At 63.0% G+C, this 25,873-nt stretch carries 26 protein-coding genes; 10 read left to right on the top strand and 16 right to left on the bottom strand.

All coding sequences use genetic code 11. The features are described 5' to 3' along the window. The first annotated feature begins 159 nt into the window (after positions 1-159). Together RBB39_RS02300 and sodC are read left to right on the top strand one after the other, a co-directional pair. Positions 160-1,518 (top strand): Na+/H+ antiporter family protein, encoded by a 1,359-nt coding sequence (locus tag RBB39_RS02300; protein ID WP_306168734.1) that lies wholly within the window; start codon positions 160-162, stop codon positions 1,516-1,518. A 273-nt stretch (positions 1,519-1,791) separates the two neighbouring features. Beyond that, on the top strand, positions 1,792-2,325 hold the full coding sequence (gene sodC, locus RBB39_RS02295; RefSeq protein ID WP_124804419.1) for a superoxide dismutase family protein: 534 nt from the start codon (positions 1,792-1,794) through the stop codon (positions 2,323-2,325). A 64-nt stretch (positions 2,326-2,389) separates the two neighbouring features. On the opposite strand, the gene RBB39_RS02290 is transcribed toward sodC, so the two are convergent. The 8 genes from RBB39_RS02290 to RBB39_RS02255 all read right to left on the bottom strand — a co-directional run bounded on the left by RBB39_RS02290 (position 2,390) and on the right by RBB39_RS02255 (position 11,449). After that, on the bottom strand, positions 2,390-3,193 hold the full coding sequence (locus tag RBB39_RS02290; RefSeq protein ID WP_124804420.1) for an RNA methyltransferase: 804 nt from the start codon (positions 3,191-3,193) through the stop codon (positions 2,390-2,392). Between the two features lie 103 nt (positions 3,194-3,296). Further along, positions 3,297-4,583 carry a GNVR domain-containing protein gene (locus RBB39_RS02285; RefSeq protein WP_253028576.1) on the bottom strand — a complete coding sequence of 429 codons (1,287 nt, stop codon included), beginning with the start codon at positions 4,581-4,583 and terminating at the stop codon, positions 3,297-3,299. Next, a complete protein-coding gene (locus RBB39_RS02280) occupies positions 4,580-4,789 on the bottom strand; it encodes a hypothetical protein (RefSeq protein ID WP_253028577.1) in 210 nt (69 codons plus the stop codon). Before RBB39_RS02280 ends, RBB39_RS02285 begins: the two co-directional genes overlap by 4 nt. A 666-nt stretch (positions 4,790-5,455) precedes the next feature. Further along, entirely contained in the window at positions 5,456-6,745 is a 1,290-nt protein-coding gene (locus RBB39_RS02275; RefSeq protein WP_306168733.1) for a GNVR domain-containing protein, read from the bottom strand. Between the two features lie 680 nt (positions 6,746-7,425). Next, the gene (locus RBB39_RS02270; protein WP_306168732.1) at positions 7,426-8,364 is read right to left on the bottom strand and encodes a homocysteine S-methyltransferase family protein; all 939 of its coding nucleotides are present in this window, start codon (positions 8,362-8,364) and stop codon (positions 7,426-7,428) included. 189 nt (positions 8,365-8,553) lie between these two features. Beyond that, a complete protein-coding gene (gene groL / locus RBB39_RS02265) occupies positions 8,554-10,197 on the bottom strand; it encodes a chaperonin GroEL (RefSeq protein ID WP_045994578.1) in 1,644 nt (547 codons plus the stop codon). A gap of 69 nt (positions 10,198-10,266) precedes the next feature. Further along, entirely contained in the window at positions 10,267-10,560 is a 294-nt protein-coding gene (locus RBB39_RS02260; protein WP_045994577.1) for a co-chaperone GroES, read from the bottom strand. A 343-nt stretch (positions 10,561-10,903) separates the two neighbouring features. Further along, positions 10,904-11,449 carry an FxsA family protein gene (locus RBB39_RS02255; RefSeq protein ID WP_306168731.1) on the bottom strand — a complete coding sequence of 182 codons (546 nt, stop codon included), beginning with the start codon at positions 11,447-11,449 and terminating at the stop codon, positions 10,904-10,906. Positions 11,450-11,913: 464 nt separating this feature from the next. Here RBB39_RS02255 and RBB39_RS02250 point away from each other — a divergent pair, with 464 nt between their 5' ends. After that, positions 11,914-12,675 (top strand): SDR family NAD(P)-dependent oxidoreductase, encoded by a 762-nt coding sequence (locus RBB39_RS02250; protein ID WP_045994575.1) that lies wholly within the window; start codon positions 11,914-11,916, stop codon positions 12,673-12,675. A gap of 54 nt (positions 12,676-12,729) precedes the next feature. Continuing rightward, the gene (locus RBB39_RS02245) at positions 12,730-13,776 is read left to right on the top strand and encodes an Rpn family recombination-promoting nuclease/putative transposase (RefSeq protein ID WP_306168730.1); all 1,047 of its coding nucleotides are present in this window, start codon (positions 12,730-12,732) and stop codon (positions 13,774-13,776) included. A gap of 120 nt (positions 13,777-13,896) precedes the next feature. On the opposite strand, the gene RBB39_RS02240 is transcribed toward RBB39_RS02245, so the two are convergent. Beyond that, positions 13,897-14,256 carry a ComEA family DNA-binding protein gene (locus tag RBB39_RS02240; protein ID WP_308812428.1) on the bottom strand — a complete coding sequence of 120 codons (360 nt, stop codon included), beginning with the start codon at positions 14,254-14,256 and terminating at the stop codon, positions 13,897-13,899. A gap of 317 nt (positions 14,257-14,573) precedes the next feature. Between RBB39_RS02240 and pyrF the strand changes: the two genes are divergently transcribed. Continuing rightward, entirely contained in the window at positions 14,574-15,275 is a 702-nt protein-coding gene (pyrF, locus tag RBB39_RS02235; RefSeq protein WP_306168729.1) for an orotidine-5'-phosphate decarboxylase, read from the top strand. Positions 15,276-15,278: 3 nt separating this feature from the next. On the opposite strand, the gene lapB is transcribed toward pyrF, so the two are convergent. The 3 genes from lapB to RBB39_RS02220 are packed head-to-tail and all read right to left on the bottom strand — an operon-like array spanning position 15,279 to position 17,114. Beyond that, the gene (gene lapB / locus RBB39_RS02230; RefSeq protein ID WP_306168728.1) at positions 15,279-16,457 is read right to left on the bottom strand and encodes a lipopolysaccharide assembly protein LapB; all 1,179 of its coding nucleotides are present in this window, start codon (positions 16,455-16,457) and stop codon (positions 15,279-15,281) included. Next, entirely contained in the window at positions 16,458-16,763 is a 306-nt protein-coding gene (locus tag RBB39_RS02225; RefSeq protein ID WP_045994572.1) for a lipopolysaccharide assembly LapA domain-containing protein, read from the bottom strand. A gap of 54 nt (positions 16,764-16,817) precedes the next feature. Next, a complete protein-coding gene (locus RBB39_RS02220; RefSeq protein ID WP_045994571.1) occupies positions 16,818-17,114 on the bottom strand; it encodes an integration host factor subunit beta in 297 nt (98 codons plus the stop codon). Positions 17,115-17,352: 238 nt separating this feature from the next. Between RBB39_RS02220 and RBB39_RS02215 the strand changes: the two genes are divergently transcribed. Both RBB39_RS02215 and RBB39_RS02210 read left to right on the top strand, forming a co-directional pair. After that, positions 17,353-17,655, top strand: coding sequence for a succinate dehydrogenase assembly factor 2 (locus RBB39_RS02215; protein ID WP_045994570.1), 303 nt, complete (start codon positions 17,353-17,355; stop codon positions 17,653-17,655). Between the two features lie 202 nt (positions 17,656-17,857). After that, positions 17,858-18,229, top strand: coding sequence for a hypothetical protein (locus RBB39_RS02210; RefSeq protein WP_306168727.1), 372 nt, complete (start codon positions 17,858-17,860; stop codon positions 18,227-18,229). Here RBB39_RS02210 and dinB read toward each other — a convergent pair. Together dinB and lexA are read right to left on the bottom strand one after the other, a co-directional pair. Next, a complete protein-coding gene (gene dinB / locus RBB39_RS02205; RefSeq protein ID WP_306168726.1) occupies positions 18,218-19,276 on the bottom strand; it encodes a DNA polymerase IV in 1,059 nt (352 codons plus the stop codon). The genes RBB39_RS02210 and dinB overlap by 12 nt on opposite strands. 39 nt (positions 19,277-19,315) lie before the next feature. Further along, positions 19,316-19,981, bottom strand: a complete 666-nt coding sequence (lexA, locus tag RBB39_RS02200; RefSeq protein ID WP_108132779.1) for a transcriptional repressor LexA — start codon at positions 19,979-19,981, stop codon at positions 19,316-19,318. 309 nt (positions 19,982-20,290) lie between these two features. Between lexA and RBB39_RS02195 the strand changes: the two genes are divergently transcribed. Both RBB39_RS02195 and RBB39_RS02190 read left to right on the top strand, forming a co-directional pair. Further along, complete coding sequence (locus tag RBB39_RS02195; RefSeq protein ID WP_222517034.1) at positions 20,291-20,971, top strand: TetR/AcrR family transcriptional regulator; 681 nt, start codon at positions 20,291-20,293, stop codon at positions 20,969-20,971. Positions 20,972-20,992: 21 nt separating this feature from the next. After that, positions 20,993-21,511, top strand: coding sequence for a L,D-transpeptidase (locus RBB39_RS02190; protein WP_306168725.1), 519 nt, complete (start codon positions 20,993-20,995; stop codon positions 21,509-21,511). A gap of 163 nt (positions 21,512-21,674) precedes the next feature. Here RBB39_RS02190 and RBB39_RS02185 read toward each other — a convergent pair whose 3' ends face one another. Continuing rightward, positions 21,675-22,814: a type II secretion system F family protein gene (locus RBB39_RS02185; RefSeq protein ID WP_306168724.1), complete on the bottom strand. Its 1,140-nt coding sequence runs from the start codon at positions 22,812-22,814 to the stop codon at positions 21,675-21,677. 361 nt (positions 22,815-23,175) lie between these two features. Continuing rightward, positions 23,176-25,059 (bottom strand): type IV-A pilus assembly ATPase PilB, encoded by a 1,884-nt coding sequence (gene pilB / locus RBB39_RS02180; RefSeq protein ID WP_306168723.1) that lies wholly within the window; start codon positions 25,057-25,059, stop codon positions 23,176-23,178. Positions 25,060-25,381: 322 nt separating this feature from the next. On the opposite strand from pilB, the gene RBB39_RS02175 reads away from it, so the two are divergent. Continuing rightward, positions 25,382-25,822, top strand: coding sequence for a prepilin-type N-terminal cleavage/methylation domain-containing protein (locus RBB39_RS02175; RefSeq protein WP_306168722.1), 441 nt, complete (start codon positions 25,382-25,384; stop codon positions 25,820-25,822). Positions 25,823-25,873 lie beyond the last annotated feature (51 nt).

The following is a 25,873-nucleotide window of genomic DNA, read 5'->3' as shown; positions in this document are numbered from 1 at the left end:
CGCCTGTTACCGGCGAAATGCCCAGGCGCCGTCACGTACGGCAGTCGAGGCCGTCTCGCCAGGCACCAGGCTTGGCACGAAAAGCCGGCGAGCGCAGGCGCTTTTCAGACAAGCCTTGATTGCGCAAACCCTCTCTCGAACTTAAACCTGGATTCGTCTATGAACGCTGTAATCCTTGCCGTGCTGGTGATGGTGGGACTGTCGCTGGCGCGGGTCTCCGTGGTGCTGGCCCTGGTGGTAGGGGCGCTGGTGGGCGGCCTGGCCGGTGGTCTGTCCATCGAGGACACCCTGGCGGCCTTCAACGACGGTGTCGGTGGCGGTGCCAAGGTGGCGCTGGCCTACGCCACCCTCGGTGCCTTCGCCGTGGCGATCTCTCGCTCGGGCCTGCCGGACCTGCTGGCACGCCGCCTGATCACTCTGCTGGGGCAGGAGTCCAGCGCCTCCCGTCAGGCCACGGTCAAGTACCTGCTGATCGGTAGCGTGCTGCTGGTGGCGATCTCTTCCCAGAACCTGATCCCGGTCCACATCGCCTTTATTCCGATCCTGATTCCGCCGCTGCTCAAAGTGATGAATCAGCTCAGGATGGACCGCCGCGCGGTCGCCTGTACCCTGACCTTCGGCCTGACCGCGCCCTACATGTTGCTGCCGGTAGGCTTCGGGGCGATCTTCCTCAACGACATCCTGCTGGCCAACATCAACGAGGCTGGCGCCGCACTGGGCCTCGAGATCGACCGCGCCATGGTCCCCATGGCCATGGGCGTGCCGGTCGCCGGCATGTTCCTCGGGCTTCTGGTGGCGGTGTTCCTGTCCTACCGCAAGCCTCGGGTCTATGACGAGGTGGAGCTTGGCAATGCGCCGGCCCACGGCCATGGCCACGACCACAGCGAGATCGAGGAGCCTCACACCCTGGGCCTGATCATGTCGGTGATAGCGATCGTCGCTGCGCTCGGCATCCAGCTCTATACCGGCTCGATGATCCTGGGTGGCCTGGTGGGCTTTTCGCTGTTGTCCATGGGCGGCATCTTCCGCTGGCGCGAAGCCGATGATCTGTTCACCAGCGGCATGCGCATGATGGCCCTGATCGGCTTCATCATGATCTCGGCCTCCGGCTTCGCGGCCGTGATGACCGCCACCGGCGAGATCGAGACGCTGGTCAGCGCCAGCGTCGAGGTGATCGGCGACAACCGTGGCCTGGCGGCGCTCTTGATGCTTCTGGTGGGGCTGTTCATCACCCTGGGCATCGGCTCGTCGTTTTCGACCATCCCGATCATCGCCGCCATCTTCGTTCCGCTGGCGGTACAGTTCGGCTTCTCCGATCTCGCGACGGTGGCCCTGGTCGGCACCGCCGCCGCCCTGGGTGACGCCGGCTCCCCGGCGTCGGACTCCACTCTCGGGCCGACCTCCGGCCTCAACGTGGATCGTCAGCATGATCATATCTGGGACAGCGTGGTGCCGACCTTCGTGCACTACAACATCCCGTTGATCGGCTTTGGCTGGCTGGCGGCGATGACGCTGTGATCGCCCACCGGAAAGCCCAGACGCCCGCGCTATTCGCGCGGGCGTTTTTTTGTGCGCCAGGCCCGGCCCGAACATCGACGTGTGAGCCGCCGCAATAGTGAGACATGAGTGCTACGGGTTGTGCAGATCCGTCGATATGGTCCACGCTGGGGGAGACTCATCGACCGGTGGGTCGTGGCGCTCCCGGGAAGATGAAGGAGTTATCGAGCCCAGGGCGCAGCAAGACACTTGTTCACAGATGGAGAGGATCGACACATGGACAGGAGCGACAAAATGCTGAAGGCACGCGTATTTGCCGGATCGTGCTTGCTGGGGGCAGGCCTGCTGGTAACAGGCGCCGCCCACGCCGCCACGGAGGTGGAGATGCACAGCGTCAGCACCGACGGTATTGGCGACTCCCTCGGCACCATCAGTTTCGAGGATAGTGAGCATGGTCTCAGGATCACGCCCGACCTCGAGGGTCTGGATACCGGCATCCACGGCCTTCACGTTCACGTGAACCCGAGCTGCGAGCCGGCCGAGAAGGATGGCGAGACGGTTGCGGCGGCTGCCGCCGGAGGCCACTTCGACCCGGAGGACACCGGCACCCACCAGGGCCCCTACGGTGACGGCCACCTGGGTGACCTGCCGGCGCTGGCGGTGGGGCAGCAGGGCGAGGCGACACTGCCGACCCTGGCGCCGCGCATCAGCGAGGAGGACCTGGCAGGCCACGCCATCATGATTCACACCGGTGGTGACAACTACTCCGACGAGCCCAAGCTCGGCGGTGGCGGTGCCCGCGTCGCCTGTGGCGTCATCGAAGGCTGATCGACGCCACCCCCGACATGGCCATCCAGGCCCCGCTCAGGCGGGGCCTTTTGCTGTAGTGACGTCAGTCCTGGCGATCGTCGCTGGAAGGGGGCAGGTGCGCCTCGAGGGATGACAGCAGGCCGCGCAGCAGCGAGAGTTCCTTGCGCGTGGGCGTGGCCCGGGCGAACAGCGCCTGGAGCTGTTCCTCGGTGCGCGCGTGGGGCTGGGTAATAAAACCACTGTCGCGCATCACCCGGCCCAGATGTGCCTGAAAGTGGGCGACCTGCTCGCGGGTGGGCTGGCGCAGCCGGGACGGTGTCCCCGAAGTGGCGACGTTGTCGACATCGCTATCGACGGCGACATCGATATCAGAGCAGGGGAGTCGGCGCCACGCCCGGCGCAACTCGTAGGCCAGCACCTGCACCGCCTGGGACAGGTTCAGGATGCCGTAGTCGGGATTGGCCGGAATGCTGACCTGATGCGAGCACAGGCGGATTTCGTCGTTGGTCAGGCCGAAGCGCTCGCGGCCGAAGACCAGTGCCACCGGGTCATGCACCGCGTCCTTCACCAGCGCCTGGGCCATCTCGTCCGGTTCGTCATAGTGAGGCAGTGGCAGGCTTCTCAGCCTGGCGCTGGCCCCGACCACCCTGACACAGTCATCGATGGCGTCCTCGAGACGTTCCACCACGCGGGCGTTTTCGACCACATCTGCCGCACCTGCGGCCAGGCGGGTGGCCTCTTCATCGGGAAAGACGCGTGGATTGACCAGCACCAGATCGGTCAGGCCCATGGTCTTCATCGCGCGAGCGGCGGAGCCGATGTTGCCGGGATGGTAGGTCTGGACGAGAACGATGCGCAGATTGGCGAAGGGCAAGGCTTGAGTCATGGAGCACGGCAACCGTCGATGGGAAAACGAGCGACACCATACCGCCACTTTCGCCCAAAGCGAAGGGGCCGCGATGGCGGCCCCTGAGACGGTGGTGGAAAGATCAGGCTGTCTGTGAACGATACCGCCTTAAGCTGCGGCTGAACGCCACCAGCATCACCAGCATCACGCCGAGCATGCCCCCGAGGATCACGGCGAGCGCCATCACCAGGGCCTTGCCGGGGCCCTCGGGCTGCATTGGGCGATAGGCCACATTGACCACCTCGACGACGTGGATGTCGTCGGCGTTGATGCGGTTGGCCCTCAGCAGAGTGTTTTCCTGGCGTAGCTGGTTGTAGGCGTCAATGAACGCCGAGTCATTCTCGCGGGCATTGAAGGCTTCTATACGCCGCTGGTGCTGCAACTGTTCGAGCTGCTTTTCGATCTGACGGATGGCCGGCGAGGAGATGGGCTGGTCGAGCCCCTGCTTCAATACCTCACGCTCGGCCGCCAGGGCTTCGGTACCCAGGAAGTACAGTGGTAGATCATTGCCGATGCTGACGTTGTCGTAGACGATACGGGCGGCGTCATCGGCGTCTCCCAACGATAGTGGGGACGTCGGCTTGGTGATGCCGAGCATGCCGGCGATCTCTTCTGCTACTTCCAGGGTGCGAATGCGCTCTTCGCGGGAAGCGAGCTCCGCGGCGCGTTCGGCGGCAAGCTGATCCTGGAGCTCGAGCCGGCGAATCGAGTGCTCCTCGCTCATCCGCGTGACGGTCGCGTCAAGCTCGGCGTCGTAGGCCTCCAGGTGGGCTTCCATGTCTGCCTCATTGCGTGAAATGGCGCTGGCCAGGCTACGATCGACGCGCGCGAGCAGGTCTTCGGTGTACTGCCGCTGCGACCACTGGAAGTAATGGTTCAGCAATGCAGCGCCGTCGATATCTTCACGATAGGAGAAGCTAACCTCCCCGGGGCTACCGGAGGCGAGGTCGCCAGACGCTACCTTCAGCTCTCGGAACTGCGTGCGAAGCACCGTGCCTTCGAGTTCCGGAGCGCTATCCTGCATCAGCATGTCGGCGTAGTCGGGGTGCTGGTCGAGGAAGCCGCGGAAGCGCTCGTAACTCCCCAGGCGGATCTCCAGTTCGGAAACGGCCTGCTGGGGAGTGATGGCAATCCCCGGAATGCGGTTGATCACATTGAGACCATCACTGGTCTCGGTGTAGGCGAGCGAAGAATGGTATGACGGTGTGGATGCCACCAGATAGAGCGTCGCCAGTGCGAGGCAGGTTGCCATGCTGACGGCGATCCAGCGCCATCCGTTGATCAGCATGATGGCAATGTCTCGCAGGTCAATCTCGTCAGAGGAAGGATGCTCAGGTTGATCGACGGCTTGATGGTTGAAAGAGTTCATGCGTGAGGATTCCAGACAGCAAGCCTCGCCGTCAGAGCGAGCAGGTGAACGAGCAGGACAGACACTTCCGCAAGAAGAAAATGAGAGGTATCGACCAGGTCCAGATACAGCAGGAAGATGGGCGCAAGTGCCGCGGCGAGCATGATGGCCGCCGAGATATAGCGTCGTTCGCTGAACGCCAGAGCGCCCGGAAGCAGCAGCATCATGGGGGATGCCACCAGGTGTTTAAGTGTTGACATGGCGTTTATCAGCCCTGCGTGAGCCAAGGGATAGTGCTTATATGCACTTTATATTGTGGTTGAAAGTAGCAGGGAGAATGTAAGTATGTAAGTCTATGTTAACTTGAAATGCGCATATGGACTGGTCGGCTTATTAAAAATATAGCGTTTATATGCTGACATGAGTTTAATAGATTTTTTATGTGCCAATTCGATTGATCGCCGAAGTGCTCTGTAAAACATGACCAACCAAGGTCTGACAACGCGAATGCTGCTGAGGCATCGTGGTTTCCAGAGTGGGTTAGGCATATTGTTCCCACTTGATGCCAGCTTGACGTTCGCAGGCGCTATGCAGGATAAGCCATGATGCCCAGGTTGGCGCGCACTTATTCAGGGAACCAAGGGTAGTGGGTCAAGCCGGGGTGATGTCCAGCACGGTCAATGGTGCAAGGAGTGATCCGTTGTTCCCTTTGGCTCCTGAATTCAACCAATGAGCGTGACAGGCAAGGTGGGTAGGGACGAGGCGCTTCCCCGAGTCAGGCCATGAGCTGACTCGGGGCTAGTGCTGGAGGACGTATTACGGGATGGCGTGGGAGAGCCAGCGGATCGTGGCAAGGGGTGCAGCTCTGGCGCTCCCAGGTCGGGTTGGCAAGATCACGCCCGCTGGGCCCTGTAGCGCTTGAGGCTTCGGCCGAACGATACACACATCACCAGCATGACGCCCAGCATGCTCCCCAGTATCACGGCAAGTGCCAGCACCAGGGCCTTGCCCGGGCCTTCTGGACGGTTCGGACGATAGGCCAGGTTGACCACCTCGATGATGTCGATATCGTCGGCGGTGACGCGGTTGGCCCGCAGCAGGGTATTTTCCTGGTTCAACTGATTGTAGGCGTCGACAAACGACGAGTCGTCGGATCGTTGCTGCAACGCTTCGATTTGGCGCTGATGACGCAATTGCGCGAGCTCTTTCTCGATTTCGCGGATGGCAGGCGTGCTGGCTTCCTGCTCCAGGCTTTGTTCGACGACCTCTTTTTCTGCGGCCAGTGCCTGGGTGCCCATGAAGTAGAGCGGCAGGTTTGTCGCGTTGCCGCTGTCACCGTGGCTAACTTGGGTTTGTCCGTTCTCTCCGAACGCCGGCGGTGAGGTGGGCTGGGTGATGCCGAGCCTCTGTGCGATGGCCTCAGCCTGGGTCAGAGTGCGAATGCGCTCCTGGCGAGACTTGCGCTCGGCATTCTTTTCGGCCTGAAGCTGGTCATCGAGTTCGGCAAGCTGAACGTCATGTTGCTCTTGCAGCCGTGTGATCTCGACGCTCACGCTGTCCCGGTAGGCTTTCAGATGTGCCTGCATCTCTTCACTATTGCGTGCCAGCGCCGTTTCCAGTGAGTGTTCGGCGCGCTGCGCCAGAACCTGGGCATATTGCCTCTCCGTCCATGCCAGATAGTCATTGAGTAGAGCAGCCCCCTGCAGCGACTCTGGATACACAAGGCTCAACTGGTGCGGACCTGTCCCGTCTTTGCCGGGACGTGTGATCGTTAGCTTGTCGAAGTAGTGAAGGCGCAGATGCTCATCCAGTGTCACGTCCTGTCCGTCGGCCTCCGACTGGGCGATGGACTGCCACTCGGGATGGTCGTCGATGAAGTCGCGCAGGTTGCCGAAGCTACCGAGCTTAAGTTCCAGTTCTGTCTGAGTGGAGGCTGCCGAGTAGTCGATGTCGGGCATCTCGTTGAGAAGACGCAATCCTTCCGACGAGGGCGTGTAACTGGTTGACGCACGGAAGCTTTGCGGGGCTATGGCGACAAACACCAGGGCCAGCACCACGGCGGTGGCCACGCTGCCAAGGATCCACTTCGATCCGTCAAGCAACATCAGGGCGATGTCGCGCAGGTCTATCTCATCATCGCGCCGATAGGAAAGCGCGGGAAGTTGGCTGTCGTGATCGGTCATCGCTGCGGCCTCCACAGTGCCAGATGCATGCTGTGGACCAGGCCATGGGTAACAAGATTGAAAGACTCCGCCAGGCGGGCGACGACCAGGCTTATCAGCCCCAGTGCTGATGCGACCAGCGGTGACAGCCAGTCAAGGAAGACGAGGGCGGCATGCAGGGAACGCCCACGTAACAGAGTAAAGCCCCCGGGAAGCAACAAGGCGATGGGGCCGAGAAGTAGTAGCCGAGAGGGTGACATCGGAGAGTCCTGATCGAGCGTTGAGGAATTGGCGGTCGATGAGTCATCGGTGTGCCACAGGGGCAACCTTCAAGGGCGGAAAACCACGGGCTATCTGCTGGGCGAACAGCCTAGCGACGTGGACGCGGCGCGACGCTGCTGTAGATCAGGAAGGGGGAAAGTACAGGTCGCCACGCTGCGTCGTCCTGACGAAGATCAAGGACGTCGCAGCCGTGGTCTGGGCTCTTGGGTGTCGTGCCGCTGACAGGGCGGAGCGAAGGGGAAGCGCGGCAGAACTCGTTGCTAGGCGCTGTCCGAAAAGTCGACGAGCGAAGGTTAGACAAGGCAAAAATCGGTGAGAAAGCGCAGTTTACGGGGTGTAAATGAGCATTTTGACCGGGCTGGCGCACCAGCCGATTTTTAACGCCGTATTACCGAGCGCAGGCACTTTTCAGACAAGCCCTAGTGATGGGCGGCCTGTTTCCAGGCATCTAGTGTTTCGATATGAGCCGGATGGATGCCGCAGCATCCGCCGATCAGGCTTGCGCCCAGGGAGTGCCAGCGTTTGGCGTAGTCCAGGTAGCCTGCCGGGGTCAGCTCCCGGTCTGCCGTCAAGGTGGTGTTGGCCCGGTGGGCATCGCCGATCGGCGAGAAGCTGTTGGCGTAGGCGCCCAGCGGGCGCGATAGCTTGAGTCGTTGCATGGCGTCGCCGGCGTCGACCAGTGCCTGCGCCATGACCTCCGGAATCGAGCAGTTGAACAGGATGGCGTCGGCGCCGCCCTGACATAGCTGTTGGGTCGCCTCGGCAACGGACTCTCCGGAGCGCAGGCGTGCGATGTCGGACACCTCGTCCTGCAGGGTGAGGGCGTACCAGCGAGGCTTCTCGGAAGCCGCCAGAACCTCCTGCATGACCGAGATCTCGGCAAGACTCGACAGCGTCTCGGCGAGCCACAGATCCACGTGTGGGTCCTGCGCATGATACAGGGCGGTGGTGATCTCCCTGGCGCGGCAGGGGTCGAACAGATCGGGACGATAGCTGCCCAGGGCGGGAGGCAGGCAGCCGGCTACGCTAAGCGAGGCTTCTGGGGCATTGGCTTGCGACGGTGGCTGGACGGATTCATCCTGCCAGCAGCTTGCCGCTTGCGCTGCCAATCGTGCCGCAAGCGAAGCGAGTGCCGGCCCCTCTTCCCGATAGCGCCGCTCGCCAAGATGGAACGGCACGCAGGCGTAGCTGTTGGCAGTAATCACTCGGGCGCCGGCCCGGATAAAGTTGAGGTGGGCCTCGATGACCCGGTCGGGAGCTTCGATCAGCGCCTGGGCGCTCCACAAGGGCTGTGAGAAGGGGGCGCCGATGCGCTTGAGCTCGCGCCCCATGCCGCCGTCCAGTAGCGTCAAATCCATGATGTTGCCTGCAAGTTGATCCAGCCGATAGTGAATCATGTCCCGGGGGCGGGAATAAATTGAAAAGTCCTCAACCTCTGGATGAGGCGGCTCGATGAATGGTGAAGAACAAAAAAGCCCTGCCATCAGGCAGGGCTTTGTGCGCTTGGGGTGCGCGGGTCGGGCAGCCGGAGCTGCCCGGGGCAGGCGTTACATCATGCCGCCCATGCCGCCCATTCCACCCATGCCGCCCATGTCCGGAGCAGCGTCCTTCTCGTCCGGATCGTCGGCGATCATGGCTTCGGTGGTGATCAGCAGGCCAGCAACGGAGCCAGCGGACTGCAGCGCGCTGCGAGTCACCTTGGCCGGGTCCAGCACACCCATTTCGAACAGGTCGCCGTACTCGCCGGTCTGGGCGTTGTAGCCGAAGTTGCCTTCGCCATCCTTGATGCGGTTGACGATGACGGAGGCTTCCTGGCCGGCGTTGGTGACGATCTGACGCAGCGGTGCTTCCATGGCGCGCAGGGCGATGGCGATACCGTGAGTCTGGTCTTCGTTGTCACCCTTGAGGCCAGCGATCTTGGTCAGGATGCGGATCAGGGCAGTACCACCGCCAGGCACGACACCTTCCTCGACCGCGGCGCGGGTAGAGTGCAGGGCGTCCTCGACGCGGGCCTTCTTCTCCTTCATCTCGACTTCGGTAGCGGCACCGACGCGGATGACGGCAACACCGCCGGCCAGCTTGGCGACACGCTCCTGGAGCTTCTCGCGATCGTAGTCGGAGGAAGTCTCTTCGATCTGGGCGCGGATCTGGTTGACGCGTGCTTCGATGTCACCATCGTTGCCGGCACCATCGATGATGGTGGTGTTTTCCTTGGACATGGTCACGCGCTTGGCGGTGCCCAGGTGGTCCAGGGTGGCCTGCTCGAGGTTCAGACCCACTTCCTCGGAGATCACGGTGCCGTTGGTCAGGATCGCGATGTCCTGCAGCATGGCCTTGCGGCGATCACCGAAGCCAGGCGCCTTGGCGGCGGCGACCTTGACGATGCCACGCATGGTGTTGACCACCAGAGTAGCCAGCGCTTCGCCTTCGATGTCTTCGGCGATGATCACCAGCGGCTTGCCAGCCTTGGCGACGGCTTCCAGGGTCGGCAGCAGTTCGCGGATGTTGGAGATCTTCTTGTCCACCAGCAGGATGAACGGATCTTCCAGTTCCACGGCCATGGTGTCTTGGTTGGTGACGAAGTACGGGCTCAGGTAGCCGCGGTCGAACTGCATGCCCTCGACCACGTCCAGCTCGTCTTCGAAGCCACGGCCTTCATCGACAGTGATGACGCCTTCCTTGCCGACCTTCTCCATCGCCTCGGCGATGATCTCGCCGATGCGCGAGTCGCCGTTGGCGGAGATGGTGCCGACCTGGGCGATGGCCTTGGAGTCGGTGCAGGGCACGGACAGAGCCTGGATTTCCTTGACCGCAGCGATGACGGCCTGGTCGATGCCGCGCTTGAGGTCCATCGGGTTCATGCCGGCGGTCACGCCCTTCAGGCCTTCGGCGACGATGGCCTGGGCCAGCACGGTAGCGGTGGTGGTACCGTCACCGGCCACGTCGGAAGTCTTGGAAGCCACTTCCTTGACCATCTGCGCGCCCATGTTTTCGAACCGATCCTTCAGTTCGATTTCCTTGGCGACGCTGACGCCGTCCTTGGTCACGGTCGGCGCGCCGAAGGACTTCTCCAGCACCACGTTGCGACCTTTCGGGCCCAGGGTAGCCTTGACGGCATTGGCCAGGACATCGACACCACGCGCCATGCGCTTGCGGGCATCATCAGAGAACTTGACTTGTTTCGCTGCCATTTTCTGTACTTCCTTAGAATCTAAGCGTCAAAAGTGAACGTTGAAACGAGTGAGTCTACGGGGCAGGGCTTAGCCCTCGACGACCGCCAGGATGTCGGACTCGCTCATGATCAGGACTTCCTCGCCGTCGATCTTCTGCTTTTCGACGCCGAAGCCATCCTTGAAGATCACGGTGTCGCCGACCTTGACGTCCAGAGGACGCACGTCGCCGCTCTCGAGAATCCGGCCGTTACCGACGGCGAGAACTTCGCCACGAGTCGGTTTTTCCTGGGCGTTGCCCGGAAGCACGATGCCGCCTGCGGTCTTCTGCTCTTCCTCAACGCGACGGATGACGACGCGATCGTGCAAGGGACGGATGTTCATTGCTCACGTTCTCCTGATGGTTTTGCAAGGCCGGGGCATCCACCCCGGCGGTTCATTGTTCACTCTCGTCGTGACGCCCTGCGACTCGGCGAGAGCTGGAGGTCATTGCCGGGCTGCCGATGAAGTGGCAGGCCCTTGTCGGCCCTCCTGTCAATGGCGGGGGAGCGTGCTCCCTCACCGAAGCTTGGTGCTGCTCTGGTAAGTGGGGCTGGAGTGGGGGCTTTCAAGGGCTTGGATGAAAATTTTTTTGTCTTCTTGCATCCAAGGCTGACGGGGCCCATGAAACGGCATCGGCACCCCGAAGGGTGCCGATGCGAGGGACAAGGTGATGATGCGACAAGCCCTAGCGGCGTCGCTCATCCTTGCTGATAAATTCGCCCTCCAGCGGTTCTTCATCCCCGGCCGACCTTTCGCGCCAGCTGGTGTCATCCCGGCGGCGGCCGGAAGCCTCGTCCCATCCATCGGCATTGGCCTTCGGGCCCGCAAAGCCCCCTTCCTCGGTACCGCCGAAATGGGTGCCGCCCATCTGGAAGCCCTTCATGCGCACCCCGACCTTGGCCAGCGCCTTGCCCAGCAGGCGGCGAGCGTTGGGAATCAGGCACATGAAGCCGAGTGCGTCAGACAGAAAACCCGGCGCCATCAGCAGGGCGCCACCGAAGATCAGCGCGGCACCGGTCATCAGCTCCGAGGAGGGGATCTCGCCGCGCGACATACGCTCCTGAGCGCGTGCGAAGGTGGCCACGCCTTCGCGACGGATCAGGTGCAGACCGATAAAACCGGTGGCCAGCACCAGCGCCAGGGTGGACAGCAGACCGATTTCGCTACCCACCGAAAAGAGTACAGCGAAGTCGAGCAGGGCGAAGATGGTGAAGATAAGAAGAAAGGGCATGTCAGCTCCGCGTTGTGATCTCCGTTCAAGATGGGGGTGGCCACCTCGGAGTTCAAGCGTTGCTGTGGCTTTTGCTGGCAGTGGCTTTGTTTTGCTGGTGGCGCCTTCCTTTTGCTGCTGGCGGCGGCTTTCATTTGCTGGCAGCGCCTTGCCGACTCTGGCGCGGCCACTCGCGCAGTCGTGCTTACGGTTTCAGCCGCTCGGCGTGGCAAAGATCTTCTTTTTTTGCCCGATTCGGTCGCAGGGGGTTGCGCAGGCTTGCGCTAGACCAAGGAAGAGTGGCGGGGGTTTTGAAAGGTTGTCATGATGCGGTGCACCAATGGTTAGTGGGCTCATGTGTGGTGCTTGGATGTATCGCGCGGCCGTTTCGCCTGGCGGCAGGTGCGGCCTGTCACGCCTTGGCGCCTTACCAAAAAACCATCTGAATACGCGCGTGTATGACGCGTCTTGCAAGGGGATACCGCATGCAACTCAACGATGCCCTGATCGCCATCACCGGCGGAGCCCGTGGACTCGGCCTGGCCATGGCGCACCATCTGGGACGCCGTGGAGCGCGGGTCGCGCTCATCGATACCGACAACGACCAGCTGGACCAGGCTGTCAATGGTCTGTTCGATGCCGGCATCACCGCCAGAGCCTTCGTGGCTAACGTGGCAGACGAGGCCTCTGTCACTGAAGCCTTTGCGGACATTCGCGAGCACATGGGGCCGCTCGACGGTCTGGTCAACAACGCCGGTATCCTGCGTGACGGCCTGCTGGTCAAGGCGCGCGACGGCAAGGTCGAAAAGACGCTGGGACTGGACGAGTGGCAGGCGGTCATCGATGTCAATCTGACCGGTGTATTCCTGTGCGGGCGTGCCGCCGCCACGGCCATGATCGAGGATGATCGTCGGGGTGTCATCGTCAATATCTCGAGCATCTCGCGCGCTGGCAACATGGGCCAGAGCAACTATGCCGCGGCCAAGGCCGGCGTTGCCGCTCTGACCGTCACCTGGGGCAAGGAGCTGGCCCGTCATGGTATTCGCGTGGGCGCGGTGGCACCTGGCTTCATCGAGACCGAGATGACCGCCTCCATGCGTGACGACATGCTCGAAAAACTGACCGCAGGCGTGCCCCTGCGCCGCCTTGGCGCCCCTGCCGACATCGCCGAGAGCGTTGCCTTCATCTTTGACAACGACTACTTCACCGCCCGTGTCATGGAGGTGGACGGGGGGCTGCGGCTCTAGGTCTAGGGCTAGGTCCAGCCAAGGGAAGAGGCCGGCCGCCTGGCCGGGCACGCCATGAAAAACCAGCATGACCAAAGCTACAAGTTGCTATTCAGCGAGCCGAGGGTGATCCGAGACCTGCTGACCGGCTTTATCGGTGAAGACTGGATCGAGAAGCTGGACCTCGACTCGCTGGAGCGGGTCAGTGGCAGCTTCGTCACTGATGACCTGCGTGATCGCGAAAACGACGTCATCTGGCGCGCGCGCTTCGGTGATGAGTGGTGCTACGTGTACCTGTTGCTGGAATTTCAGAGCACGGTGGATCGTTTCATGGCGCTTCGCACCATGACGTACGTCGGGTTGCTCTACCAGGATCTGGTCAAGCAGAAACAGCTGACTCGGTCGGGCAAGCTACCGCCGGTGTTGCCTATCGTGCTCTATAATGGAGAGCGTCGCTGGAGCGCGCCTGTCAACGTTCGGGATCTCATTCAGGCAGGGCCTGGCAGCCTGGCGCAATACCGACCGGATCTGTCCTTTCTGCTATTGGATGAAGGTGCCCTCGTTGCCGACCAGCAGTTCTCCAGCGAAGCGCGTAATGTGGTGTCGGCCATCTTCCAGCTGGAGCATCACCGGAGTCCCGCAGATGCGGTTGAGCTGATCGGGTTGCTGGTGAAATGGTTGCAGACACCAGAGCAGGCAGATTTGCGTCGACACTTCGTCATCTGGATCAAGCGAGTACTATTGCCAAACTGGGTGTCAAATGAGGAACAGGGCGGATGGCAGGCCCTGAATGAATTGAGCGAGGTGCACAATATGCTGGCAGAAAGAGCCAAGCGGTGGCCTGAGCAGTGGAAGCAGCAGGGGCTGGCGGAGGGCCGTCGGGAAGGTCGCGAGGAAGGTCGCGAGGAAGGTCGCGAGGAAGGTCGTCAGGAAGGGCGTCAGGAAGGGCGTCAGGAAGGGCGTCAGGAAGGGCGTCAGGAAGGGCGCGAAGAAGGCAAGCTAGACGTAGCCCGCAATATGATTCAGCAGACTTCGCTGGATGATCAGACGATCGCGCAAGTGGCCGAGATTTCGATAGAACTGGTCAGCGAACTGCGAGAGCAAATCGAGCGCTCCAGCTGATGGTCTATCATGGCCTGTTGGTTGCTAACAGAAATCCCGTTGCCTGAAGTGTTGATTATTCCTCACCCCCACAAGCCCTCCGCCGCACAGCGCGGCGGAGGGCTAGGTTGCAGCCGGTGTCTAGCGCAGGCTGATTTCATCCTTGAGCCGAGCGACGGTGGCGTCACCGATGCCCTTTACTCGAGTCAGGTCCTCGATGGTGGTGAAGGGGCCATTGGCCTGGCGGTCTTCGACGATGGCCTGAGCCTTGCCTGGGCCGATGCCGGGGAGTTCCGCCAGCAACTCGACGCTGGCCTCGTTGATGTTGATCGGCTCGATACTCAGCTGCTCTTCGGCCATGACTGGCTGTGCCAGCAACATCCAGGTCAGTGCCAGTAGTGCGATAGTCCATAACCTGGACCGCTTGCTTGCGGAAAGGGTGCTCGAGTTGTCGTTCATCGATGGATGGCGAACAGCCTGTTGTGCGTTGTGGGTCTGCATCGGACATCTCCTTGGTGTTGAAAGTCGTCTTCATGACGTAGGGGGCTTGCGCCTTCGAGTCCGTTCGACGTGATGCCGTTGGGTCTCGACTTTCACCTTAGGCGCCGAGCGACGAATCCAGTTATAAGAAATTACTTATAAAAATATCAGTGGAATTAGATATTCAGATGAAGCCATAGGGCCGCGCGGAAGTCGCTTGGGCTGATATACTGCGGCGTTTTGGCGCTCCGGGTCCTGTGTCTCGTGACCGGGCCGGCTTGGCTCACGTCATGCAGGCCGCAGGTGCGCCCTTCGATTCCACTGTGCCGGAGGCCTCCGTGACTACCTCATCGCCCTTGATCATCGCACTCGATTATCCCTCCCTGGACGCCGCGCTGTGCATGGCGGACCGACTGGACCCCGAGCGCTGTCGTCTCAAGGTTGGCAAGGAGCTGTTCACCCGCAGCGGCCCCAATGTGCTCGAAGCGCTGCATGGCCGGGGTTTCGAGGTCTTTCTCGACCTCAAGTTTCACGATATTCCCAATACCGTGGCGGCTGCCGTTCAGGCGGCGGCAGAGCAAGGCGTGTGGATGGTCAATGTTCATGCCAGCGGCGGCGCCCGCATGATGGAAGCGGCGCGCGAACGGCTCGATAGAGAGGGCCTTGCGACCCGCCTGATCGCGGTGACGGTGCTGACCAGCATGACCGCCGAGGAACTTGCAGCTACTAATGTTTCGGTAGCCCTGGACGAGCAGGTGGAGGACCTGGCGCGACTGGCCAAGGCCAGCGGGATGGATGGTGTGGTGTGCTCGGCGCAGGAGTCGGCGCGTCTCAAGGCAGCCTGTGGCGAAGACTTCCTCAAGGTCACCCCGGGTATTCGCCCGAGCTTTGCCCAGGCCGGCGATCAGCGCCGAATCATGACCCCGCGCGAGGCCATGGACGCCGGTAGCACGCACCTGGTGGTGGGAAGACCTGTCACTCAGGCAGAAGACCCGATGACGGCGTTAGAGGCAATCGAGAAGGAGTTGAGGGAGAGCTGACCGCTACTCTCCCTCTATACCGGTGATGGGTTTGGTGGTGCCCCAATTCCTGCATCTGGGGCACTGCCAGTGCAGGTGTTCACCTGAGAAGCCGCAGCGCCGGCAGCGGTGGCGGGGGAGCGCTTTGATCAGCGGCTGGGTGTGCTGGCGCAGCAGGTCGAAACGGGGATCGCCTTCGCTTGCCTCGCTACGCTGGTACAGCCCCATCAGGTAGTCCACCCCACCAAGGCTCGGCTCCTTCCTGAGCTGTTCGGTGATCAGCGCTATCGCCTCCTCATCACTCCCTCGCACCTGGCGCAGCGTCTGCGCCAACAGCAGCATTACGCTGGTGCAGGGATTCAGCTCCAGCAGCCGGTGCAGGTGCGCGATCAGTCCCTCTGCGTCGTCAAGAAGCTGATAGGTGCGTTCCAGCGGCTCAAGCAGCGTCGGGATAAAGTCGGCGTCCTGCTGGGGAATGCGATCCAGATGCTTGAGCGCCTGGCGGTACTGGCCGGTGTCGTGGCACAGCTCGGCCTGGATCAGGTTGGCACGGATGCAGCGTTCGTCGATGGAAAGCGCCTGCTTCAGGTGCTTTCTGGCGATGCCGTGGCTGTTGGATGCTCGCGCCTCTGCGGCCAGTTCGCAGTGCCAGTGGGCGGCGGCCCGACGCAGGTCATCATGGCGTCGGGTCAGCTGGGGGACGGCCTCGTCGATCGCCTGCTGCCATTCACCCTCGCGCTCGAACAGGTCCACCAGCAGCCGCTTGGCATGGTGGCGTACTTCGGCGTGGGTTTCTTCCTTGACCAGCCCCTTCAGCAGCCGTTCGGCGCGATCGTGCAGACCCAGCTGCAGAAAGTCCCGGGACAGCTCGAGCTGAACCCAGGCTCCCTGGAGGCCGTCCAGGAAAGGACGTGCGAGCAGGTTCTGGTGAATCTTGACGGCGCGGTCGGCCTCACCGCGAGAGCGAAATAGGTTCCCCAGGGTGACGTGAGTCTCGATGGTATCGCTGTTGACCTCCAACGCAGAGATGAAGGTCTCGATGGCCCGGTCCTGCTGATCGTTGAGCAGGTAGTTCAGACCGACAAAGTAGTCGCGGTGAAGACTTGGGGCGGGGCGTTCTTGCTGTCGACTCTCCCGCCGGCCGAGCGCCCAGCCAATGGCGAGGGCGACGACCAGCAGGCCCAGCAGCAGAAGATCGGGCATTCAGGGAAGTTCCTTCATCTCCTGCACGCGAAGACGATCGAGTTCCTTGCGCTGCTGCTGGTTGTGGCGTTGGGCGCGAGTCAGCAGGGCGCGCAGCCGAATGTAGACGCCGCTCATCGCCAGCATGCCAAGCAGCACACCGACAGCCAGGGAGGCCAGCAGCCACACCGACAGGGAGGCCTCGGGCAATTCGAACCAGATGAGGTTCAGCGGCAGGGCCTGTTGGTTGTTGGTCGCAAACAGGATACCGATGACCAGTACCGCCAGCAGAATGATGGCCATGATCAGGCCTTTTAGCCAACGCATGTGTGACTTCCCATAGTGAGACAAAGAGAACGGAGAGAGCGGTTGTCAGCGAACTCAGTAGCCCAGCGCACGGCTGGCGTCGACTTGTTCGCGCAACTCCTTTCCGGGCTTGAAGTGTGGCACGAACTTGCCTTCCAGCTCCACCGCTTCACCTGTCTTGGGGTTGCGGCCGACCCGGGGCTCCCGATAGTGCAGAGAGAAACTGCCAAAACCCCGTATCTCGACCCGCCCACCATCGGCGAGGGTATCGGTGATGTCATCCAGAATGAGGCGCACCGCGGCCTCGACGTCCTTGATCGACAGCTCCGGCTGCCGCATGGAGATCTGCTCTATCAGTTCGGACTTTGTCATCGGTTGTCTCCGTGAGTCCCACCTGGGTGTTGAGCGCTGGCCAAGCCAGTGGCGAAGGCCGTATCCGTCACAGCCTCTTGTTTTTAGATAGCATACTTTTCAAGTCTTGAGAAAACAACGCACTACATTCGTGGCAATGATCTTGCGCCGGGTCACCTTCGGGATACGCCGGCGGCTGCCTGGCGGATCGTGCTGCGGTATACTGAGGCCACACATTCCATCCCTGACGAGGTTCCCCTTGGATCAACCGTCTTCCGTGGCCTCCCGCCTCGAGGCCGAGCGCAAGCGACTGCACTGGCACTCCCGCCGTGGCATGTGGGAGCTGGACCTCTTGCTGCTGCCGTTTCTCGAGCATTGCTACGATGAACTCGACGAGGCCGATCAGGCCGCCTATCGCCAGCTGATCACCGAAGAGGACCAGGACCTGTTCATGTGGTTGATGCGTCGCGAGTGGCCGGAAGAGCCCAGCCGTCGCCGTATCGTGCAGATGATCGTGGACTATGCCGAGACCAGCGGTCACGGTCACAATCGGGGCCTCTGAGCAGCAGCATCTCTTCCAGGGGGCGCTGGTGGCGACCATCGCGCTGGTCGTCGCCGGCGCCACTCCCTCGCCGGTAGGAGCTGTGCTCACCGCAGCTCTCTGCAGCAGACTGATTCACGCCCACCGCCATCCGCTTCAGGGTCAGCTAAGGTGCCTGGTCGAGAGTGAGCCAGCAGCGACAGCTGGGGCAACGCTGGGCGCCGTGGATGATGAGCAAACCGAAGAGGTGGGCCTTTCCGTATGGCAGCGTCGGCAGCGACGCCTTCTGCGCGCCCTGAGTCAGGCGCTTATGCGCTGGTGGGGCAAGCCCAAGGCCCCGGTACCTGGGCGTTGGCAGTGGTGTCCGTTGGCGTCATCTGCGGGCAAATCCGTGAGGCTTTATTCGGATGACGCTGACTGGCGCGAGATCGAGCTGACCTGCGAAAGCGTCGGCGCCAGGCTGATCTCCCTGCGTTGGCAGGGGCACACCCACTGGCTGTGGCCCGATTCGATGACACCCGAGGAACACCGTGTGCTGAGACGTTACCTGCTTGGCATGCCTGTGGCGTTGGGTTCTCAGACGTCAAAACGGTAATGACAGCTGTTGCCTGGCTTCCTGTGGCACCAGGCGCACGCCGACGCCCAGCAGGCGCACGGGGCGGTGGGCGCGTTGCCAGGCCTGGTCGAGCAGTTGGCGGTAGCTGGCGAGATCCGGCTCCAGGCCCTTCGACTCCAGGGTGGTGGTGGTGAAGTCGTCAAAGCGCACCTTGACGAACACACCGGCCAGGGGCGGGCGACCATTGCGGTCGATGCGCGCCTTCAACTTCTCGCAGAGGGTGACCAGCGCCTGCTGGGCCGCGGCCAGATCCGGCAGGTCCCGGCCGTAGGTGCTTTCGACGCTGATCGACTTGCGTTCGCGCTCCACCTTGACCGGACGCTCGTCGATGCCGCGGGCGAGTTCATAGAGGCGTCGCCCGAATTTGCCGAACTCGTCCAGCAGCTTGTCGATGGGCTGTTCGCGCAGCTCCTCGCAGGTGGTGATGCCCAGCGCGTCCAGGCGGGCGCCGGTGGCGGGTCCCACGCCGTGAAGCTTGCGCACCGGCAGGGCCAGCACGAAGCTTTCTACCTGGTCGGGTGGTATCACCGTCAGCCCATCCGGCTTGTCCCAGTCGCTGGCGATCTTGGCCAGGAACTTGGACGGTGCCGCCCCCACCGACACCGTGATGCCGGTGCGCGCCAGACATTCCTCCTTCAGCCAGCGGGCCATCCAGGTGGCGCTGCCCTTGAACCCCTCGACATCGCTGACGTCCAGATAGGCCTCGTCCAGCGACAGCGGTTCGACCAGTGGCGTCAGCTCATGGAAGATCGCCTGAATCTGCCTCGACACCTCGCGGTACTTGTCGAAGTCCGGCGCAACCAGCGTCAGTTCCGGGCACAGGCGCAGCGCGCGGGCGGTCGGCATCGCCGAATGGATGCCGAACTTGCGCGCCGGATAGTTGCAGGTGGTGATGACGCCGCGGCCCTCGCGCGCGCCGCCCACCGCCAGCGGAATGTCCCGCAGGGCAGGGTTGTCGCGCATCTCGACCGCGGCGTAGAAGCAGTCGCAGTCGGCATGCAGAATCTTGCGTACGGGTGCTGGCATGGGTGGGCAGGCGCTGGCACGACGTCGGTGAAAAGGCGACTAGCCCAGGGCCTGGCCGTTGCCACCGCGAATGACCCCAACCCCGACACCCTCGATATCCAGGCTGTCGCGACGCAGGTCCAGGGTGATGGGCGCGAAGTCGGGGTTCTCGGCCTCCAGGGTGACCTGATGGCCGTCACGCTGGAAGCGCTTGACCGTGACCTCATCCTCCAGGCGTGCTACCACGATCTGGCCGTTGCGGATGCGCTCGGTGCGATGCACCGCCAGCAGGTCACCCTCGAGGATGCCGACGTCCTTCATCGACAGCCCGCGCACGCGCAGAAGATAGTCTGCGCGGGGGGTGAAGTAGTCCGGCGGCAGCGGGCAGTAGCGGTCGATGTGCTCGGCGGCGAGGATCGGGCTGCCGGCGGCGACCTCGCCGATGATCGGCAGGCCCTGCGAGGGGCTGGCTTCCTGGGGCGACTCGTTGGCGGCGCCGGAGTCGGCCTCCTGGGCCGGCAGGCGGATGCCGCGAGAGGTGCCGCGAATCACGCGAATCGCGCCCTTGCGCTCGAGCGCCCGCAGGTGTTCTTCGGCAGCATTGGGGGAGCGAAAGCCCAGGGCGCGTGAAATTTCCGCGCGGGTGGGCGGGTACCCCAGCTCGTTCATGGTCTTGACGATAAAGTCATAGACGTTTTGCTGGCGAGGGGTCAGGGGACGTGTCATGCGGCCTCCCACGGGCGGCGATGGAACAGGGTGGCTTGGCGGCGGCTTGCTGCCGACGCTTGCCAGTGCTGGGGGCGTCAATGCTCGCCCTTGGTGAAGTGTACAGTATGGATGTACATCCAGTAAAACCGCGAAAGGCCAGGAATAGTGTGCCAGGGCACTGGTGTAGTGGGCCGCCACCTGATGCATTCGTTTGAAACAGGGTGGAGCCAGGGTTGATTGTGCGAGAAGGGCGGCTCCCTTACACTCAAGCCAGTATTCAAACAATTGTTTCCAACTGCCCTTGACAAGACTGGACGGAGCCCGCGAATGGCCCAGACCGATACCGTGACGCGCATCCTGGACACCGCCGAGGTGCTTTTCGCCGAACGCGGCTTCGCGGAAACGTCGCTGCGCAACATTACCGGCAAGGCCAAGGTCAACCTGGCCGCCGTCAACTACCACTTCGGCTCCAAGAAGGCGCTGATCCAGGCGGTGTTCTCCCGCTACCTTGATCCCTTCTCCGATCGCTTTCATGCCGCCATCGATGAGCTCGAGCGCGGCTACGGCGATCGCGTGATTCCGCTGGAGGTGCTGCTCGAGACCATGGCCCGCACCGTGCTCGAGGTACCGGCCGAACGGCACAGCCTCAAGGTGTTCATGCGCCTGCTGGGGCTGGCCTACAGTCAGGCCCAGGGGCATCTGCGTCGCTATATCCAGGACCAGTACGGCACCGTGTTCACCCGTTTCGTGGCGCTGGTGCGCAAGGCCACGCCGGAGCTGCCGGACTCCGAGCGCTTCTGGCGTCTGCACTTTGCGCTGGGCACCGTGATCTTTACCCTGTCTGGGCTCGATGCCCTGCGCGACATCGCCGAGAAGGACTACGACGAGCACGTCTCGGTGCGCGATCTGGTGCGCCGCATGATGCCGGTGGTGGTGTCGGCGCTGAAGGCGCCACTGCCGGAGCCGGCGCCCACGATGCCACCGCCGACGCGCGAGCCAACTGCATAAGTCGAAAAGGGAGTCAGGGTGATGCATACCCCGCAATTGGCAGCGCTTCCCCCGACCGACGGTGTGTGGGTGGAGGTCGACACCGCCCGTCAGCAGCTGACGCTGTGGCGGGGCGAAGCCCCTGCCTGGCAATGCCTGGTGTCCACCGGTGCTGCCGGTACCGGCCAGCAAGAGGGCAGCGGCCAGACCCCGCTGGGCTGGCACCAGATCCGTGCCGCCATCGGTGACGGGCAGCCCGTGGGCTGCGTCTTTCGTGGCCGTCGGCCCACCGGCGAGGTCTTCAGCGAGGCGCTAGGCCAGGCCCAGCCAGAGCGCGACTGGATCCTGACCCGGATCCTCTGGCTCAGTGGTCTGGAGCCGGGCTTCAATCGTGGCGGCGACGTCGATTCCCAGCGCCGCTATATCTATTTTCACGGCACCCCGCCGGACAAGCCCATGGGGGTGGCCGACTCCCATGGCTGTATTCGCCTGCGTGACGACGACCTGTTGCGGCTGTTCGACGAAGCGACGCCCGGCACGCCGGTGTGGCTGCACGACTAAGCGCGCCGATGGACCGGGCCGACGGATCACGTCGACTGATCAAGCCAGTGCAGACGTCAATAAAGGCGTCACTGAGCGAAGTCCTCGTCGGCTCAGGCTTCGTCGAGCCTGGGCTCCTCAGGTCGGCATTCGACATGCCTGGATTCATCAGTCCGGGGCTTGGTCAGATGACGTTGCCCAATTGGAAGATCGGTAGATACATCGCCAGCACCAGGCCACCCACCACCACGCCCAGCACCACGATGATCAGCGGCTCCAGGAGGCTTGTCAGGGTGTCGACGCGATCGTCCACCTCGCGCTCGAAGTGATCCGCCACCCGCGTCAGCATGCTGTCCAGCGCGCCGGCTTCTTCGCCGATGGCCACCATCTGCAGCGCCAGTGGCGGGAAGCGCCTCGTCGCCCGCATCGCCAGGTGGAGTCGCTGGCCACTGGCGACCTCGGTCTGCACTGCCGCCACCGCCTGGCAGTAGACGTCATTGCCGCAGGCCCCGGCGGCGGTTTTCAGCGCTTCCACCAAGGGCACGCCTGCGGCGAAGGCGGTGGCCAGGGTGCGACAAAAGCGTGCGACCGAGGCCTGTTCCAGGATCGTCCCTACCACCGGTAGCCTGAGCGCCAGGCCGTGAGCGGCGAAGCGCGCCCTGGCCGAGCGCTTGATCCACCATCTCGCCGCACCGGCCATCACGCCTGCACTTCCCAGCAGCACCAGCCACCACTGCTGGGCGAACTCAGAAAGCTCGATGGTCAGCCGAGTCAGCGGGGGCAGGCTTGCCCCGACGCCCTCGAACATCTGCTCGAACTGGGGTACCACCTTGATCAGCAGGATGGCGCTGACCGCGATGCCCACCGCCACCACCGTGGAGGGATACCACAGCGCCTTGCGAACCCGCGCCTTCAATCGCTCGCGCTTTTCCAGGTGGCCGGCCAGACGCTCGAGCATGCGGTCCAGCGTACCCGACTGCTCACCGGCGGCGACCAGATTGACGTACAGCGCATCGAAGGTGAGCGGGTGGCGGGACAGTGCCTGGGCCATGCTGGCCCCGGCGCTGACGTCCATGCCCAGTGCCTGAACGACTAGCCGCATGGCTGGCTTTGAAAGGCTTTCGCCCAGCACGTGAAATGCCTGCAACAACGGCACGCCGGCGGTCAGCAGGGTCGCCAGCTGGCGCGAGAACAGGGTGAGATCCCGCGGCGATATCTGGCGCTCGAAGCGCGCAAGCGTGCCGCCCTGGCGCAGCTTGCGCGGGATCACACCAAGCTGATGCAACTGGCGCTGGGCCTCGGGACGGCCGGTTGCCAGCAGCACCCCGTTGCGCCGCTGGCCCTGGCGATCCTCGCCTTTCCAGTGCCAGCACCTCTGGCGCGGATGCGGGGGGGCGGAACGGCGTGCACTGCGCGGGTGCCCACTTGTCCCGTTTGACAGATTTGATCCGGCTGAAAGGTGGCTTTGGTCAGCGCGGGAACCCGATCCTGGGGCGGAAGAAGAGGCGGGGTCCCCTGTCGTCGCGCCGGGCGTGTAGCCACCAACCTGCCCGGGGGGCCCAGGAGGCGAGGCCGGCGAAGACGACGACAGGGGCGAAGAGGCAGGCGGAGCCGTCGAAGGCGAACGATGACGAAAGGGCACGTGTCAGTGGACTCAAGTGGTGGACGGGGGAAAGAGGGCAGCCTCAAGCGGCGGTGATGCGGCAGACCTCGGCCAGGCTTGTCACCCCTTCGAGCACGCGGTTAAGGCCGCTGCGACGAAGGTTCGGATAGCCCTGGGCGCGGGCCAGGGCGTCGAAGTCATCGGCGCTGCCGCCTTCCAGGATCAGCCGGCGCATGCGTTGGTCCACGGGCACCACTTCGAACAGCCCGACCCGCCCCTTGTAGCCCTGGGTGCAGTGACGACAGCCCACGGCCTCGTACAGCTGGGCGGTATCGGCCTCGGCCTGAGTCAGGCCCCGTTGCATGAGTACCTCGGTGGGCAGGGTGACCGGGGAGCGACACTGGCTGCACAGGCGCCTGGCCAGGCGTTGGGCAACGATCAAGCTGACCGCACTGGCGATATTGAAGGCTTCGATGCCCATGTTCGAAAGCCGCGACAGGGTGTCGGCGGCAGAATTGGTGTGCAGCGTGGACAGCACCAGGTGGCCGGTCTGGGCGGCTTTGATCGCGATCTCGGCGGTTTCCCGGTCGCGCACCTCGCCAACCATCACCACGTCCGGGTCCTGGCGCAGAAAGGCGCGCAGTGCATTGGCGAAGTCCAGGCCAATGCGTGGCGCCACATTGACCTGGTTGATCCCGGACAGCTTGATCTCCACCGGATCCTCGGCGGTGCAGATATTGCGCTCGACGGCGTTGAGCTGGTGGATGCCGGTGTACAGCGTCACCGTCTTGCCGCTGCCGGTGGGACCGGTGACCAGAATCATTCCCTGGGGACTTGCCAGGGCGGTCTCGAACAGCCGTCGCTGGTCCGGCGAAAAACCGAGCTGCTCGATGCCCAGGCGTGCCGACCTTGAGCCCAGCAGTCTGAGCACGATCTTCTCGCCGTAGACGGTAGGCAGCGAGTTGACCCTGAAGTCGATGTCCTCGCCATCGTCGAGCTGGACCTTGATGGTGCCGTCCTGGGGCAGGCGGCGTTCCGAGATGTCCATCCGCGCCATCACCTTGAGGCGCGAGGCGATGCGCCCGCGAAGGTTAAGCGGCGGCTGGACCACCTCGTGGAGCAGGCCATCGATGCGAAAGCGCACCCGAAAGGACTCCTCGAAGGGCTCGAAGTGGATGTCAGAGGCACGCTTTCTGACCGCGTCACGCAGAATGGTGTTGACGAATTTCACCACCGGGGCGTCATCGGCCTGGTCGTTCAGGCTGGAGCTGAGCCCGGAACCCAGCCCGGCGTTGAGCTCCTCATCCAGGCTAGCGTCCTGTTCAGCGTCGAAGCCAGCGCCCGGGTCAGAAGCCAGAGCGGACGCCAGAGCAGACTGCAGCCCCGGCTGCCGCGACTGAGACATCTTGCCCCTACGCTCGTCGGCGCCCGTACTGTTCCCGCCTGAAGCGCCAAGCGCCCCCAAGGCGACGGCGATGGCGCCATCATCGGGGCGATCGGCACCCAGGTAGGCGTCAAGAAGTGTGCGGATCTGATCCAGCGGTGCCAGTGTCGGCTTCAAGCTCTTGCCGGTGACGAACTGCAGCTCACCCAGGCGGGCGAGTGTCGAAGGGTAGGGCACCGCCACGTGCAATTGATGGTCATCGAGGCTAAGCGGCAGTACCGAATGCTCGCGCAGCAGAGCGTCGGGGAAGTGAGAAAGCGCCGGCAGCTCGCTCGGCTCCAGCTCCTGAAGGTCGACAAACGGCAGGTCGTACTCATCCGCCGCTGCACGCGTCGCCGGCCCTACGCTTACCAGCTCATGCTCCACCAGGTAGCGCAACAGCGTGCTGTGGCAGTCCTGGGCCTCCTGCTCGGCCCGCAGCGCCGCCGTTGGGCTCAACAGCCCCTGTGACACCAGCCGTTGGGCCAATCCACTGTTTGGCCCTTGCGGCAAGCCATTTTCGAACCCCGTATCAAACGGCACAGCACCCTCCCTGGAAGCGAACCTCAAGATCGGCTCGATAGCTCCCGTCGGTGACATACTCAAACGAGCGGTCAGTCTACCCCTCGACAGAGCGCCCATAGAGGCCGCACAGGCGGTTTTGTCATCCAAACCCGAATCGGCATCAAGGTTTGGGCGCAAAAGCCTCAGGCGTGCTCCCAGCGCCGCGTAAGATGCCCTGAGCCCGGTAGGGCGGGGATGCCAAATTGATGGCCTGGCTCAGCGCCATTTTCACCACGCCGCACGACCGGGCCGTCAGAACGCCGCCAGGTATACGTAAAGAAGCCAACAGGGAGCAACAGACATGGAAGGCATCAGCAGCATCGCCAGCACCAGCAACTCAGAAAAGAGCGGAACCATCACACCGGCAGGGCAGGACGGCTTTACCCTGATCGAGCTGTTGGTGGTGGTGGCGATCATCGGGCTGCTATCGGCCATCGCCATACCGCAGTACAGCAAGTTTCAAGAACGGGCTGCGGTAAACGCCTGCAAGGAGGAGCTAGCTGCTTCTCGAACCGTCTTGGCGATTAGTGGCGATCTGGACGAAACAGCTGCAGTTGAGAAAAAGCTGACCGATGCCTACGCCTGGTCAGCCTGCCTGGACACCAGCGTCACTTACACCGCCGCTACTGATACGGAGGATGGAGTTCTGCACGCTAACCCCGCACCGTCCAAGTACCAGACAGCCTCAGTGGATCTGGTGGTTCCGAAAGTCGTCGACGTTCAGAGCGCTTTCGGTAGCTAAAACACCGGCAGCGGTATTTACGTGTTTGATTGCTGTGAGAGTGTCGGCAAG

Origin of the sequence: Halomonas sp. MMSF_3323 (assembly GCF_030733595.1) — a bacterium.
Taxonomy (GTDB): domain Bacteria; phylum Pseudomonadota; class Gammaproteobacteria; order Pseudomonadales; family Halomonadaceae; genus Halomonas; species Halomonas litopenaei.
Note: the sequence above shows the minus strand (reverse complement) of the source record. Positions and strands in the feature narration are given on the sequence as shown.